Below are 15806 nucleotides of genomic sequence, written 5' to 3'. Positions count from 1 at the left end.
CATCTCAGTAAAAAATTATATGATCGTATGGTTATGTTCCAATTGTTGCCGGCTTAAAATCGGGAGCGTAGCTTTCAAAGCTTTGCCCTGTTTTAAACCCGTATACTCCGGCAAACCTGGCCGGTATATAATTACTACTGCTAATTTTAAAAAAGGTGATATGCAATAGCTTATCGCCTTTGCATACTACGGTAAAATCGCCGCTATCATTAATTACTATAGTACCCGGCCGGTATCTATGCTGATAAGCCGTGGTAATGGTAGCATCCAAAATTTTCAATTCAAACCCATTGATCATGGTAATGGCCCCCGTGTTCCAGGAGTTACAGGCTTTTATGGTATCAACAACCTCTTCAGCCTCCATTTCGTTCCAGTTAATCAATACATCTTTAAGCTGCGGCTTATCATAATAAGCGGCTTTGCTTTCATCCTGCTCTATCTCTGGTAAAGCACAGTTGGTATGAATGCCATTGAGTATATCAATAACTCCCTTTATCTGCAACTCGCCAAATAGCTGATATACATGATCGTAGCTAAAATGGGGCAGGTTTATAATATTATATTGCCAAACTATTGGCCCGCTATCCAGCTTATCGGTAAGGCGGTGAATGACTAATCCAATTTCATGATACCCTTTGCGTAGTTGCCAGAAAACCGGTGCCGGTCCTCTAAACTGGGGTAGCCTGCCAAAGTGTATGTTATATACGCCATGCTTTATATGGCTTAATCGTTCTGTTTTTACAATACTGCTGTAGCCTACAAAAAAAACAACATCGGGCTCCAATACCTGAGCCCAGCTATACAGGTCATCCTTGCCGTTCTCAAAAGTTACCGGGATGCCCGCGGCGTTGCAAAAATCTAATGCTTGAGCCGTGTTTTGATCAGGCGCGGTAGATTTTCCAACGTACAACATAACCCCTGCTTTATTTTTATAGTGATATAAATTTGAAAGCAGGGGCATGTATAACAATGCCGAATTGGAAACGATTCCTATTTTCATCAGTTACAGTTCAGCATCAAAATCAATTAGTTACGTGATGGATAAATACCCTGCAACGCTATAATAAAAGTTATAGTTAAATAAGGTTGCATATTATTGTGCGGTTGATTGCCACCTGCCGGCGATATAGTACCTGGAGCCATAGTGGTATTAATAGATGCCGGCTCTATGAAATTCAGCGGCGCACTGCCAGCGCCCGGATCTGTTGACACAGCCAGCACATTCCCGGCAGGCGAACCTTGTGTGGCAGTAGTAGTACTTGCAGATACTATGTGGTTATGCTGCGGCATCTGTGTAACTACCAAAGTCACATTTTCTGACCCGCTTGCTTCGCCAAGTTCCCTGTTGGTTAGGCCAGGTCCTTGTCCCCAGTGTATCGGGGCACGACCACGCAGATCAGGTAAAGCGAAAGTGGTTATGCCATCGCCGCCATAAGTGGTACCCAATAATGAAAACAGCGCCGAGTTTTGTGCTATTGACATTAACTGACCATTACAAAGAGCCCAGCCGCGAGGGGCAAAATTACCGGCAAACAGTGAAACTGTTCCAAGAAAAGGATTGTCCATGATTTTGATTTATAGGGTTTAGATTATTTGTGTTCAATTACAATACTCCGGAATAATGTATAAGTATATTTTCGTAAAAAGCAATGCAAATGCATTATTACAGGTTGTTTTTCATAGAAAAAATAAACACCTGTAAACTTATTTATTCAAAACATATACACACTATACCCAATGCAATAAGCGGGACAAAATTGAAGCTACTAATAACAAAATATTAATATGCAGTCAAATCACAACGCTAAAATTGCATCATACAACCTTTTATGGCATAAAATTCTCACGAAATAATTTCTGATGAATGGTCATTTTTCAGCTTTAAGGTTTAGTATTGGCAGTAAATATAATTAGTTTTAATATATTATTATAATTTTTTTGTTCATTTTTATAATTAAACTATTAAGCACTAATTATTTAACCGGATAGCCTAACGTCTTTTGCATATTTACAGCTAAATAACCATCTTTATTAAACCTAACCCAAAGCAAACCTAATGATTCGCTATGCCAAACTGCCGATACGTTATAACCTGAACGGAATACAGCAAGAACTATCGGCCCTGAACCGGGAATGGCAGGAGCACTTTAATACTCACTATTATGAAGGCTCCTGGAAGGTATTGGCATTACGATCCCCGGGCGGAGGCGATAAAAATATTATACCAGATCTGATAACTGATAATGATTACCTGGATACCGCCTATATGCAGTATTTTCCTTCGGTAAAAGCTTTATTATCAACTTTTAATTGCCCGGTAATGGCAGTACGCTTTTTAAACCTACAGGCCGGGGCCGTTATAAAACCTCACCGTGATCACGAACTGGCTTTTGAAAAAGGCGAAGCGCGCCTGCACTTCCCTGTTATCACAAACCCTCAGGTATCATTTAATATAGAAAATGAGCGTATTCCGTTACAGGAGGGTGATTGCTGGTATATTAACGCTAATTTAACGCACGGCGTGGCTAACCTGGGCACTGCCGACAGGGTACACCTGGTTGTTGATTGCAAGGTAAACAATTGGATAAAACACCTTATGAGCCTGGCCACCGAGGTATCTCACTCTACCGATAATGGCAATCTGCCTGATATTATCAGGGAACTACGCATGCAAAATACCGATACCTCTAATAAACTGGCCAGCCAACTGGAGCAACAGTTATTAGCCAGGAATACCTTTACCCAAGCCAATTAAGCTATGCCCCATTCGTCACTAAAAAACTGGATACCTTATCAATTTGATAAACAGCTGTGCTATTGGCTAAATACCCATACTGAACCTTTTACCGAACCATTTTTTGATGATACTATTAACAAATGTAAAAAAATGGGCAACAGATATTTTACCCCGGTAAGTCGTATTGAAATGCTGAAGGAGTGGGCTGATGATTTGGATTATATTGCACCAACTGCTTTTATTTTTCATGTATCGCGGTGCGGATCTACCCTGGTGTCGCAGCTGCTGGCAACCGCCCGGGAAAACATGGTACTTTCGGAAGTGCCTTTTTTTGATGATCTGCTCCGTTTGCCTTTTCAGGGTACCGGTTTTAATCAAAACGAAGTATCCAGCTTATTAGATGCCGCCATCAGGATTTACGGGCAAAAAAGAACCGGGCACGAACAGCATTTATTTATTAAAACGGATAGCTGGCATATATTTTTCTATGAACAATTACGCTCACTTTATCCTGATGTGCCTTTTATTTTAATGTACCGCAACCCGGATGAAGTACTGGCATCGCACCTGAAAATACCAGGAATGCAGGCAGTGCCCGGACTAATTGAACCAGCCCTATTTGGATTTGAGCCTGATGACATTACTTATAACCGGCCCGATATTTATACTTCCCGCGTGCTTGAAAAATACCTTGAGCGATATCACCACATCATCAATACAGATAGCAATTGTTTGCTTTTGAATTATAACGAAGGGCCAATGGCTATGATCAATAAGATTGCCGCCTTTACCAACACGCCTATTAGCGATGGGGATTTAGCGGCGATGAATCAACGAAGCCAATATCATTCTAAAAGACCAGGGGAAGCTTTTCAGGAAGAAACCCAGCCGCAAAAACCATTATATATTAACAAAGCAATGGAGCTATATGATGAGCTTGAGTACCTGGTATTGAAATAAAGAAGGCCACCCTTCGGCAGCCTTCTCCCTGTCATTTATCAATTTATCACTACACTATTAAAAGCTTTCTCAAGCGCAGTATCCTTAATTACGGGTATGGCAAGCCCCTCGGCCCGGTAAACTTCAATATCGGTGAGGCCTATAAAACCAAGCATAAACTTTAAGTATGGCACCACAAAATCATTAGCCTGCATAGGCCCCTCACTATAAATACCGCCAGATGATACAGCAACATACAATTTTTTGTTACCTACAAGCCCCTGTGGCCCGTTTTCATCATATTTAAAGGTAAGTCCAGCCCGTACTATATGATCTATCCAGGCTTTTAATGACGCGTGGATATTAAAATTATACATAGGCGCGCCTATTACAATTATATCGGCATCCATTAACTGGGCAATAGCTTCTTCAGAGTGCCTTGCCGCTTCCGCGCCTTCTGGTGTACGCTGTTCGGCCGGTGTAAAAAAAGATGTCAGGTGAGCCTCTTCCAATACCGGAAACTGCTCTTTTACCAGGTCTCTTTCGGTTACCGTACTGCCCGGGTAAGTTGCCTTAAGCTTTTCAATTATCTGATTACCCAGCTTAATGCTAAATGATTCCGCCCCCCTCGGGCTCGAAATAATGTGAAGTATCTTTTTCATTTGATATATCTATTTGATGAAACAAAATTACCTCCATTTTAGCCTTCTGCAGCCCGGCTATCCAAAAGGATAGTAGTATCCTTTTGGATAGCAAGCGCATAAAGCAACTGCAAATCAATTACTTATAAAACAACAAACTTCATTATGGCCTTGCGGGCAAGTAAGTACTTGTGCATCATATAATAAATAGTTAGCTCCTGTTTGCGCTGCTCATTTGCAAAAACGCGGTTAAAATGCATATGTATAATATCGGCCAGTATACGTAATCTTTTTTCATCATCTATACCCTCCATTTTTACTTTTAATTTATATAAAGAATCAATAAAGCGGGTATGAACTGCCTTTAATTTAAGCCTGGAATAAAAATCAAGATCATCAGGCAAACACTCAAGCCCGGTCTTTATATTTCGATATTTTTGATCAAGTGATACTTTAAGCTGTTTATCGCCATTAAACTCCGTAAATAAACTTTGCCAAACCTGCTCTGTAAATTCAATTTTCTGCCCGGCCGAATCTAAAAACACGTTCAGCATATCATTCAATGAAATAAATGCCAGTTTGTAGGCCTGTTGATTAATTCCGGCAAATTCCTCATTTTTAATAAAGCTGCAAACAAGGGCACTACTCCGGTTAAATACCTCCTCTACCTGATCAATCAATAAGGGGTGATAGCGTTCCAGTTCGCGCTGGTACACATGCAACTGGTAGTCTTTTACCAATTCAATACTGCCATCCTGCTCAAGCAATTGCCGCAATGTTCTGATCACTTTTCCGGTATCTTCGTCTTTTACTTTTACCCGCAGTCTGATGTGCGGCAGCGGATCATGATAACGGATAAAGAACCAGGTATCAAACCAACCTTCGCCAGCTCTCATTAAAAATTGATGCAGGGGCCCGGCCAATAACCGGTTTGCTGCCTGCTCATGGCAATAAATTTTAAAATAAACCCAGGGGCTGCCCGGAGTGTAAACCCTATCAACATCAGCCATCTCTGCTTTTTCAAAAACAAGTGGTTTATAAACCTCCTCGTTGTTATGAATAAATGAAACGAACTGACTGATCATCGGCTTACCCTCCGCATCCTGAACCGGAAAATCATCAGGTAACAGATACTCCTGAAGCTGTATGTTTTTTGCTCCTCGTATACAATTGAGCAAGAACAACTTTTCATCCTGACTATGCAGATCGAATACCAGCTGCTGATCTGCCTGGGCAAGGGCCACGTATCTGGGCAGTCCTCTTTCATGAATTAATTGATCTATTTGCTCCGGCAATTTCAGATCGGCCTCATTCAGGTACCATTTAGCTACACTGATAATTACATCGCCCAAGGTAACGCGGGGATACTCCTTCAGGCCAGGAAAAAACTGTTCCAAATCAAATGCCAGGTTACTTTGTACGCCCTGATATTGCAGATCGCACAGAAAACGGAAAGCGGCCAAATCATGATGATTATAATTATAAGCCGATGCCAGCCTCGGAATGATCCGTTTATTTAACCTATGCGATCGCAATACCAATTGCCCATTACGACAAGAGAGCCACAGATCGGATAAAGGTAATTGCTGCTCTTCGGGTAGATCTGAACCGCCGTTAATTACAATTTCATGCTCATAAAGCGATGCCCGGCGGTTAATATTATCAACATGTATATCACCCAGCTGCGCTATATCTGCAAATACAACTGTAGGGTTTGCCGCCTGCTCCAGGCTTATCATACTTTTAGCAATGTCAAAAAACTCATTACTCAGGCAGGTGAACCGCCCTATAATTGCTATAGCGGTTACCCCACCTGCCGACTCCAGAAGCAGTTGTTTGCCCAAGCCTCTGAAAAACACAGCAAAAGATGGTGCTAAAGGAAGCTGATCATTTCCGTCAGCCTGCAGATCATCAGTACTTAATACAATACCTTCAGATGCTACCCGCGGACTAACCCATCGTTTTAAAAGCAAGCGGTGCAAAGCCGTCCATTCCAGTTTTACGGCCGGTTCTAACGATTTAAAACTGAGGCTATCCAGCAAGGGATCTTTAGTGTACCGGGCAGCTAACCCGGCATAATCTATACCCGTTTCCGGATCAAGCACCTGTAATAGCGGAACCTCGCGCAGATCATATCGTTTGGTAAACTCTTCAGTAAACTTTCGCAGTTTTGCTGATTGCGGAACAGGCAGCACCCGATACAAAGCATTGAGCGTATCGTTAATTTTCTGCTGATAATGTATGGGTACACCACCCGCCCTTACCGGCCGGCTGGTATTGGCATAAAAAAAATGTTTTGGCCGTGTAAGGTTATTAGCGACTAAATAATGGTTCATTTGCTGCGCCATCTTACATATGTCATCCAGCTTATTTTCGAGGTTATTTAAAGACAACTGATTAATCAAACCTCCCGGCAGTAAATCCGGATATCGTTGGCTCAGACCGGTGAGGTAATCATATCCAGAGGTATGAGGATAATTATCGGCTTTGATAACCTGCAGCTCAAAAAGCGCGTGTATATAATCCTCTGCGTCGGCTGCGCTCCATCCTGTAAAATTTATTATACACTCTACCAAAACAGATAGTGTAGCCTTTTGCCGCAAAGCGTCAATAATAATATCAAGCAACTCGTCTTTATCAATAGCCTCCAGGTTAAACCGGAGTTTTTTAAGGGTAAAATCTATATCGGTAGTAATAAAACGGTATTCATTCAAAACATGGTAAAGGGTAGGATTTATCTGTAATTGCGTATTTTTTAAATTCTGGCTAAATATCGGTTCTGCGAGTTTTAACACTATTTCCTGATCCCAATTGAGCCGAAGGCTGGCAGCCTTTAAATCATCAAGCACCAGAACATTGGCCGGTGCTCTCCACGTGGCTGCCGAAAATGATGAAAACCCTCCAAATGGCGTAGGCCGGTAGTACATACGGTTGATGTACTTAAGTATCGTGAGGCGCTGTTTATCATTTAGTGCATCGGCATTAAACTCTTTATCTTCAAGCAAACTAAACAATTCGGGGCTGGCTAAATATATCGCCCGCTGAAAAAGGGGATCGGCAAGCAGTTGGGGCAGCCGGTTAATATTATAATCAATAAAGCTGTAGTAGGGCGACCGCACCATTACAGCAGCATTAAACTGACAGTTTTTCATTCGGTTTAATATTAATGGTGTAAGTTTTAAATGATTTAAACACAAAAAGCGGATGATATCCGCTTTTTGTTTGAAGATCTTTACCTGACCGTACCGATCATCAATAGTTATTTGTCAACATTGATAACAAATGCCGACGTGGTGAGCACCAATGTTGTGGTATCACCTTTTTCAATTGAGTTATCACCATTACCAGCTGTGGTAAAACGATAAATTGGCCTTCTTTTAGGCAGATTTTTTTTCCAAACTTTCTTTTCCATAATATTTATTTTTGCTTGAATTTAAGGCAGCAAATCGGCATGAAAAAAAATGTTACGCTAAACAACAGATACACATGGTAAAGGAGGTTTTGGAAAGGGTGAACACGATTAACAAAAAGTTAATTTACAGTCACATAGCGGGTTGGCTAATATTTATTGTATATGAACAAACAGCTGTTTATTTTATTTCGCACCGCAGCACGCCCTTTTTAGACAACTTTCTTCACTATTCGCTTTACATATTACTGTTTTACTGCAATTACCTGATATTTTCAATTTACGCGCCTCCTAAATTTTTCCGGTTACCTTTAATTATCGGAATCATCACAGAGCTAATTGTATATTTTGTACTGAGTTTTAGTATTAATGTGATACTTGCAAAGGCACATATTGCAACTACATGGTCTGCAGGTAATATATCAGGTTTCGTGGCTGCCATTATTTGGCGGGCCATTTATTTTATACTGCTGAGTACCGGTTATTGGCTTGGTATTTACCTGTATCATACCAGGGCTCATAATGATAAACTTATTCAGCAGCAATTAACCATTGATAATCAAAACCTGGAACTTCAAAAGCAGGTTGTTATTGCCGAGAACGCTTACCTCAAAGCCCAGATCAATCCGCACCTGTTGTTTAACTCGCTCAACTTTGTTTACAATACCATTTATAAAGTTTCAGAGAAGGCTGCAGACGCGGTGATACTACTTTCGGAAATCACCCGCTACTCCCTGCAAAAATTAGATGCCCGGGGCGAACAAAAGCTGAATGACGAAATTAACCAGGTTAAAAATGTTATTAAATTAAACCAGATACGTTTTAAAGACCAACTTCAAATTCAACTCACTACCAAAGATATACCCGAATATTTCAGGATACCACCATTGGTACTGATTACTTTTATTGAAAATATTTTTAAATACGGAGATCTTTATGATGCTGCTAAACCCGCCACTATAAACATGTGGGCCACAGACGGCACCTTTCATTTTTGTTCGGTAAACCGTTTTACAGAAAAGAAAAAAACCATAAGTCATGGTATTGGGTTAAACAATGTAAGACTAAGATTACAAAGTGCTTATCCGGACAAGCACCATCTGCACATTACATCTAAAGACAATATTTTTACTGTGGAGTTAGCTATACAAATGAACTATGCTGAAGAGCTTTATTCTTGACGACGAACAACATGCAATTGATTTATTAACCGATTATATTGAACGTACCCCTAATATTACCTTAGTTGGATCTGATGTATCGCCTTTAAGCGCCCTCAAGAGTATTAGCAGCCTTACGCCTGATATTTTATTTCTGGATATTGATATGCCTCAGATATCGGGCATGGATTTTCTGAAGATCATTAATGAAAACATATTTGTTGTTTTAACAACCGGCCATACCGAATATGCAATTGAAGCGTATACGCTTGATATTGCCGATTATTTATTAAAACCTATATCATATGATAGGTTTGCCACCTGCTGCCAGCGCCTCACTAAAAAGATCAGTGAACATCACAAAAACAAACCTGAACAGCATCAGGATTTTTTTTACATACAATCTGACATTAAATCAAAAATGATCCAGATTGTGATGGACGAACTGTATTATGTGCAAAGCCTTAACAACTATGTTATCTTGTACCATCAGAGCGATAAGATAATAGCTTACCTCACGCTGAAAGAAATGGAGCAGTTTTTACCAGCCGATCGTTTTTCGAGGATACATAAATCATACATTGTAAATGATTCAAAAATAAAAACCATTGAAATGGGCCATGTTATTTTACACAGTAAACCGGTAGTAGCCTTACCTATCGGCTTAAAATTCCATGACCCTTTTTTTGCCAAAATACAAAAACTGCTGCTGCGAAGAGGTTCAAAAGATAACATTATACCCGGCAAGCCAGGCAAAACCTGAATTGTAAATTTATGACGACAGCCTTTTTGATACAGGTATCTGATGCTGTAACTTATCAAGAAGGCTGTTTTTGAATGACAAGCTTATGGGTATCTCTACACCATTCTTCATGATGATCATTTTGTGGGTAATATAATTAATATGCCTGTGGCTTACGATGAACGAGCGGTGCACCCTTGAAAATTGGCTTTCGGGCAGGTAATTGATAATTTCGCTGATCATCATGTAAATGGTAGTGGAATCTGTTTCTGTAACCACGATCACATAATTTTTCTGGCTTTCTATATAAACAATTTCACTCAGCTCAACCCGGAGCATTTTACCTTCATCACCTTTGAGAAAAAGCGCATCAGTGCCGTCTTCTTTATTTGTTTTTTCACTGGTGATATTAAAGGTTTCAAGCCGCTGAAACACTTTCAGGAACTTGGTATACGTTACAGGTTTTAATAGATACGCAAAACCTTCGCGCTCAAACGCTTTTAAGGCAAAATCTTCATGAGCCGAGGTAAATATCACTATACACTTTTCGCCTACCAGCTCTGCCAGATCAAGCCCCGTTAATATGGGCATATCAATATCGGTTATGAGCACGTCAGGAGCCGGGCCATTTTTAATTTGAGCCAGAGCTTCTGTTGGTATATTTGAACTTCCCATCAATTTAAGTCCCGGAGTTTGCTCCACATAATCGCACATGGTTTCCAGCGCGTGAAATTCATCGTCAACAACAAAACAGTTTAGCATAGATCAAAAGTTATGATCGTGTTTATTAAGTATTTTAAATAAAGGTAAAAAAATTAAAGTTTCCATAGTACAAGTAACATTATACATAGCGCTGACAAATATCAATGATGCAAACTGTTTACAACATCACAGTTAAAATTTGAATTTGGTTTATATACTATTTCGGCACATTGCTTCTCCCCAAAATAGGGGATTGTTTGCCGATAGACATAAATTTAGTTTTGCTGTCAACTAAATATACTTTATGAATAAACTGCTATTAAAAAAAATCAAACTCTTTTTTGTACTTATTTTAATTACGGGTTATGCCCATGCGCAAGGCATTAAAATTGGTGGTATTGTGGCCGATGGTAACACTAAAACCCCCATTTACAGCGCAGTAATTAAAATAAAAGGTTCAGCTATTGAAACCGCGAGCAATCAAAGTGGCCATTTTTCGATAATTGCTCCTAAACAAGGCTCGGTAACCATAACTGTTTCATTCATCGGATATCAGACCGTACAGCAAACGCTATCATCAGATTCACAAGAATTAAATATACTATTAACACCTTCAACAATTTTCGGACAGGAGGTGGTAATTGCCGCATCCAGAACACCTGAACGCTTGCTGGAGTCGCCCGTTTCTATTGAACGCATTAGCGGTGCATCAATAAAAGAAACCCCAGGCTTATCTTTTTATGACGCCTTAAGCAACTTAAAGGGGGTAGAAACCACCAACCAAAGCCTTACATTTAAATCTGTAAACACCCGCGGATTTAATGCTGATGGTAATTACCGTTTTAACCAGTTTGTGGATGGGATGGATAACATGGCCCCTGGATTAAATTTCAACATCGGCAATATTGTAGGTATTTCAGATTTAGATCTTGATAATGCTGAACTATTGCCCGGCGCCTCTTCTGCCCTGTACGGCTCAGGTGGCACAAACGGAACTTTGATCATGACCTCAAAAGATCCCTTCAAATACCAGGGTATCAGTTTTCAATACAAAACCGGTATTAACCATGTAAGTGACGACAACTCAGGTGTAAAACCCTTTAACCAGGTTGATGTACGATTGGCCAAATCATGGAACAACCGTTTTGGTGTAAAAGTATCTTTCTCTTACCTGCGTGCTCATGACTGGATTGCTGATAATACCAGCAATTATGACCGTATTGGTAAAAACGTAAAAGCCGGCAACAGAAATACCGACCCTAACTATGATGGCGTTAATGTGTATGGCGATGAAGTTAGCCAAAATATGCGCAACGTAGCCCAGGCTGTATTAAATGCCGGGCAGCAAGCTTATATGAATCAATACAGCCAAGCCACCGGAGGAATGATACCTTCGCAAAGTCAGATCAATAGCTTTTTAATGAGTAATGACCAAACCGCTCCTTTTTACGCCGGATTAAACACACCTGGTTTGTTACCCAATGAAAGCGTGTCACGAACCGGGTATGATGAACGCAGCTTGGTTAATTATGATGCAAATTCCCTAAAAACCTCAACAGCGTTATATTATAAATTTACCAATACCATACAAGCTATCGCACAGGTGAACTGGGGACGCGGATCAACCATGTATACCAACTCAGACCGTTACGCGCTTCAAAACTTTAGCATTGGTCAATACAAACTGGAGTTAAAAGGTGAAGACTTTTTGGCAAGGGCCTATACAGTACAAGAACGTTCCGGCGATTCATACATTACCTCTATCCTTGGAAGTTACATTAATGAGCAATCAAAAGCATCACAGGAGTGGTTTCCGGAATATGTTGCCAACTACATAGGTGCAAAGGCTCAACAGGGCTTAAGCGATGCCGACGCACATGCCGCGGCCCGTGCAGCGGCGGATAATGGCAGGTTTTTGCCTGGAAGCGCGACTTTTAACGCGGCCAAAAACACCATCATCAACAATACTATCAGTGAAGGAACGGGCGCACGGTTTGATGATAAAACCAACATGTACCATTATGAGGGTATGTATAACTTTAACCGGCTGTTAAACAACATTTTTGAATTACAGGCAGGGGCTTCATACCGGGTTTATCAGCTCCGGTCAAACGGAACTATATTTGATGATGTAAACCGTAAGCTAAACATAGGTGAGTTTGGTTCATACGCTATTATCGGGAAAAAGTTTTTTGATGATCGTTTAAAACTGACATTGGCGGGCAGGTATGATAAAAACGAGAACTTTGATGGCAGGTTTACCCCAAGGGCAACAGCAGTTTATGCACTGTCTGACAATAACCACATCCGTGCTTCGTACCAAACAGGCTATCGCAACCCTGCCTCGCAAAACCAATATCTTGACCTTGCAGCCGGCGGCGGATCAATACGTTTAATTGGCGGCTTGCCAGAGATGCTGAACAAATATCAGCTCCTAAACAACAAGCCGTTTACCGGCGATAGCTATTATAACTTTTTGGGTTCGGCAGCGGCAGGCAAGCCCGATCAATCACTGTTAAAGGTATATAACTTTAACCCAAAAGGCATACAACCCGAAAGTGTAAAAGCATTTGAACTGGGTGATAAGGCATTGATAACGCCAGATTTATTGTTTGATGCCTATGTATATTACAACGAGTATAAAAACTTCATTTCGGAGATTGAAGTGTACCAAAATCATGAAAATGATTTCACAAGCTTTAACGTACCGGTAAACGTTGCCGGAACTGTTAAGGAATACGGTGCTGCTGCCGGATTAGACTATCACCGTGGCGCTTATGTAATCAGCGGTAACGTATCCTATAATAATATTAACAAGCTTCCGGCTGATTATGTGAATGATTATGGATTTAACTCGCCTAAATTTCGTTTCAATTTAGGGTTGGCCAATCCGAATGTTTATCACAATATCGGATTTAATATTGCCTACCGCTGGCAGCAGCAATTTAAGTGGAGCACTCCTTTTGCTGCCGGTGATGTACCCGCCTTTGGTACAGTTGACGCACAGGTAAATTTGAAAATACCTGTTATCAAATCTATGATCAAAGTTGGAGGTTCAAACATACTGAATAAATACTACCATACTTCATTCGGTGATCCGGCCTTTGGTGGTTTATATTATATTTCGTTGGGTTATAACCTTTAAAACTGTAAATTAAAGCCATAAAAAATGCCTGTAAATTATAAGTTTTACAGGCATTTTTATGGCCTAACAGGAATAATTATCGGCGCATTGAGAGAGCTTAATTCAAGGGGAGCTCGGTCAGTTTCCCCGGCTCCAATATGTGTAGCCTGTCTTTAATTCCTAACATCTCAAATGCCTCAATTAGGGTTGCATTATGTTCTGTATAATGCGTCCATCCTTCAGTATGCAGGGGTATAAGTGGTACACCTGGAAATAAAGCTGCTGTATCAACTACATCGTTGGTACTCATCGTTATGTGAAACGCTCCGTGCGGACGGACTGCTCCCCCGTGTACAAAAATGTATTGTGGCTTAATTTTAGTTGCCAGTTCCTCAATCTTGTTATAATAAACTGTATCGCCGGTTATGTATACTTCAAACGATTGATTACCAGATACTGCAATGTGAAACCCGATGACATGCCCTGTAATTTTTTCAACTCCAGCTGGTCCGTGACGTGCGGGTGTAGCGGTAATTTTAACGCTGTTACCATCAGCTGTTTCAAATGTATGATAATTATTTACTTCAAGCCCTTTTGCATTGCCTTTGAGCCTTTCTGCTCCCTCTACAGTAGTCAAAGTTATACCAACTTTCTTCAGAAACTCCCGACCGGAATTGTCAAGGTTATCAAAGTGTTGATCGTGACTTAATAGTACAGCATCAATGTACTGATGTGGAATTAATGCAGGCCCGGATAGCTTTTTTTCCACCAACAGTTTACTTTCAACCGTTGTTCCTTCAGGGTCCAGTGTAGGATCCGTCATAATCTTGAAATTGCCAATTTCAATAATAACAGTTGGCCCCCCAATGTAGGTTACCTTCAATGGCGAATTGTTTTCTTGTTTCATATAGATGTCTATTTAAAAAAGCATTCAGAATTAATTTGTTGTATGAAATCTGCTCCTTTTATTGACACTAAGTTCCAGACATGGTACACAAAAAATCTTGACCTAAGTCAAAAATTCAAGTATGAATCAACATCAATCCGGTTTAAGAAAATAGCTGACAATTTGTAGACCTTTATAAGATACAAAGCGTGATAGACTTTGGCGCACTCATGAAATATTAATGAATTGATTTGCCCGGAAGATGGGAAATTGAACCGGGATTTGATTATTTTGATGTTTCCTGAGAATTATTATTGGAAACGTTAATTAAAAAAGGCAAATACTACATTCGTACTTGCCTTTTTGTTTTCCCGCATGGGCTCGAACCACGATCGTCTGAACCAGAATCAGAAGTGCTACCATTACACCACAGGAAAATATAAGCAAATATACTACCTGAGGAAGCATTTGGCAAGACTTAGTGTGTCAGAAATTGGTTATATTCATAGATCATTTTCTATAAAAGAGGAGAAAAAACACTGAGTACAACGAAAACACGGTTAAAATAACCGAACCGTTTAAACACCCTGCCAAAAAAGGTTACAGGAGGATAATTTCGTCTTTTGAAAGTGGTATGTCTATGACGGCCTTTTGCAAAAAACAGGCGTGAAAAAAAACCGGCAAATAACAAAATAAGCTGCTTAAAAGATCGATAAACAAACCTCACAAACTTTTTGGCCAACCGCTGCAACCTCCGTACAAATAAACGCATGAAATTGCTGATATAGTCTGAAAACTTAAATAGCCCAGACAGCATACTGATCATTCTGAGCTTTAGTATAAATTTTGAAAAATCAAGGGAATACCTGCAAACCATACACCTGTTACACGCGAATTTATTAACAGGCAACCAAAAAAAATAATTGCTGATAATAGGCCCACGATGTAATTGCATATCATACTCAATATGGCAGCTTGAGCATTTGGGCAGCTTTCTGTTGGCATACATTGCCGCAAAGCTATTTGGTTCAGGATTAGGCATACAGGTTTAAATTGATTAATAAGGTTAATCAAATTTAGTTTCTGCTATTCAAAAAGCAGAAACTAAATTCATTCTAACCGTAGGTTTTATAAATTAACCTTTTTACCAGTTAACCTGTATATTATTGATATTGGATTACTTATCGGTAGCCAATTGCAATAACCACTGCACCATATCATTAGCCGCCTTATCATTTTCAAAGCCTGCAGGGAGCCTTCCGTTCGTATATTCGTTGTACAACCAGGGATCGCCTACGGCAACTACTGTTCCTTTGCCATATTTTGCACTGGCAATGATACAAGCACCCGCACTGTTTTTCAATACAGGCTTTGCTGCTCCACTCAGGCTAATAGAGCAGGCATCCTTCATGTAAACCTTTTTCGAGGTTTTAGCAGCTTTTTTTAACTTGTTAATTAAATCACCC

The 15806-nt window shown here is 40.2% G+C and carries 12 protein-coding genes and 1 pseudogene; 5 read left to right on the top strand and 8 right to left on the bottom strand.

Annotated features, from left to right (window positions below):
- Positions 1–31 precede the first annotated feature (31 nt).
- Both AAGC65_RS11480 and AAGC65_RS11475 read right to left on the bottom strand, forming a co-directional pair.
- Positions 32–1000 (bottom strand): formyltransferase family protein, encoded by a 969-nt coding sequence (locus tag AAGC65_RS11480; protein ID WP_343112591.1) that lies wholly within the window; start codon positions 998–1000, stop codon positions 32–34.
- Positions 1001–1026: 26 nt separating this feature from the next.
- Positions 1027–1566, bottom strand: a complete 540-nt coding sequence (locus AAGC65_RS11475; RefSeq protein ID WP_343112590.1) for a tail fiber protein — start codon at positions 1564–1566, stop codon at positions 1027–1029.
- Between the two features lie 490 nt (positions 1567–2056).
- On the opposite strand from AAGC65_RS11475, the gene AAGC65_RS11470 reads away from it, so the two are divergent.
- Positions 2057–2755: an aspartyl/asparaginyl beta-hydroxylase domain-containing protein gene (locus AAGC65_RS11470; protein ID WP_343112589.1), complete on the top strand. Its 699-nt coding sequence runs from the start codon at positions 2057–2059 to the stop codon at positions 2753–2755.
- A 3-nt stretch (positions 2756–2758) separates the two neighbouring features.
- The gene (locus AAGC65_RS11465; RefSeq protein ID WP_343112588.1) at positions 2759–3697 is read left to right on the top strand and encodes a sulfotransferase; all 939 of its coding nucleotides are present in this window, start codon (positions 2759–2761) and stop codon (positions 3695–3697) included.
- Positions 3698–3735: 38 nt separating this feature from the next.
- Here the strand turns inward: AAGC65_RS11465 and AAGC65_RS11460 are convergent, their stop codons facing one another.
- The 3 genes from AAGC65_RS11460 to AAGC65_RS11450 all read right to left on the bottom strand — a co-directional run bounded on the left by AAGC65_RS11460 (position 3736) and on the right by AAGC65_RS11450 (position 7729).
- Positions 3736–4338 (bottom strand): FMN-dependent NADH-azoreductase, encoded by a 603-nt coding sequence (locus AAGC65_RS11460; RefSeq protein WP_343112587.1) that lies wholly within the window; start codon positions 4336–4338, stop codon positions 3736–3738.
- 122 nt (positions 4339–4460) lie between these two features.
- Positions 4461–7469 (bottom strand): lantibiotic dehydratase, encoded by a 3009-nt coding sequence (locus AAGC65_RS11455; protein WP_343112586.1) that lies wholly within the window; start codon positions 7467–7469, stop codon positions 4461–4463.
- A 107-nt stretch (positions 7470–7576) separates the two neighbouring features.
- Positions 7577–7729 (bottom strand): hypothetical protein, encoded by a 153-nt coding sequence (locus AAGC65_RS11450; protein WP_343112585.1) that lies wholly within the window; start codon positions 7727–7729, stop codon positions 7577–7579.
- 74 nt (positions 7730–7803) lie between these two features.
- Here AAGC65_RS11450 and AAGC65_RS11445 point away from each other — a divergent pair, with 74 nt between their 5' ends.
- Together AAGC65_RS11445 and AAGC65_RS11440 are read left to right on the top strand one after the other, a co-directional pair.
- Entirely contained in the window at positions 7804–8907 is a 1104-nt protein-coding gene (locus AAGC65_RS11445) for a histidine kinase (protein ID WP_343112584.1), read from the top strand.
- Complete coding sequence (locus tag AAGC65_RS11440; protein WP_343112583.1) at positions 8885–9649, top strand: LytTR family DNA-binding domain-containing protein; 765 nt, start codon at positions 8885–8887, stop codon at positions 9647–9649. The genes AAGC65_RS11445 and AAGC65_RS11440 overlap by 23 nt, the downstream gene beginning before the upstream one ends.
- A 9-nt stretch (positions 9650–9658) precedes the next feature.
- On the opposite strand, the gene AAGC65_RS11435 is transcribed toward AAGC65_RS11440, so the two are convergent.
- Positions 9659–10390 carry a LytTR family DNA-binding domain-containing protein gene (locus AAGC65_RS11435; RefSeq protein ID WP_343112582.1) on the bottom strand — a complete coding sequence of 244 codons (732 nt, stop codon included), beginning with the start codon at positions 10388–10390 and terminating at the stop codon, positions 9659–9661.
- 244 nt (positions 10391–10634) lie between these two features.
- Here AAGC65_RS11435 and AAGC65_RS11430 point away from each other — a divergent pair, with 244 nt between their 5' ends.
- Entirely contained in the window at positions 10635–13475 is a 2841-nt protein-coding gene (locus AAGC65_RS11430) for a TonB-dependent receptor (RefSeq protein ID WP_343112581.1), read from the top strand.
- 97 nt (positions 13476–13572) lie between these two features.
- Here AAGC65_RS11430 and AAGC65_RS11425 read toward each other — a convergent pair whose 3' ends face one another.
- Together AAGC65_RS11425 and AAGC65_RS11420 are read right to left on the bottom strand one after the other, a co-directional pair.
- Positions 13573–14361 carry an MBL fold metallo-hydrolase gene (locus tag AAGC65_RS11425; protein WP_343112580.1) on the bottom strand — a complete coding sequence of 263 codons (789 nt, stop codon included), beginning with the start codon at positions 14359–14361 and terminating at the stop codon, positions 13573–13575.
- Positions 14362–15517: 1156 nt separating this feature from the next.
- Positions 15518–15806: pseudogene (locus AAGC65_RS11420) on the bottom strand (glycoside hydrolase family 88 protein); the annotation flags it as partial.

This window comes from Mucilaginibacter sp. (genome assembly GCF_039207105.1).
In the GTDB taxonomy this organism is placed as follows: domain Bacteria; phylum Bacteroidota; class Bacteroidia; order Sphingobacteriales; family Sphingobacteriaceae; genus Mucilaginibacter.
The sequence above is the reverse complement of the archived record's forward strand: the minus strand, read 5'-3'. Positions and strand labels throughout refer to the sequence as shown.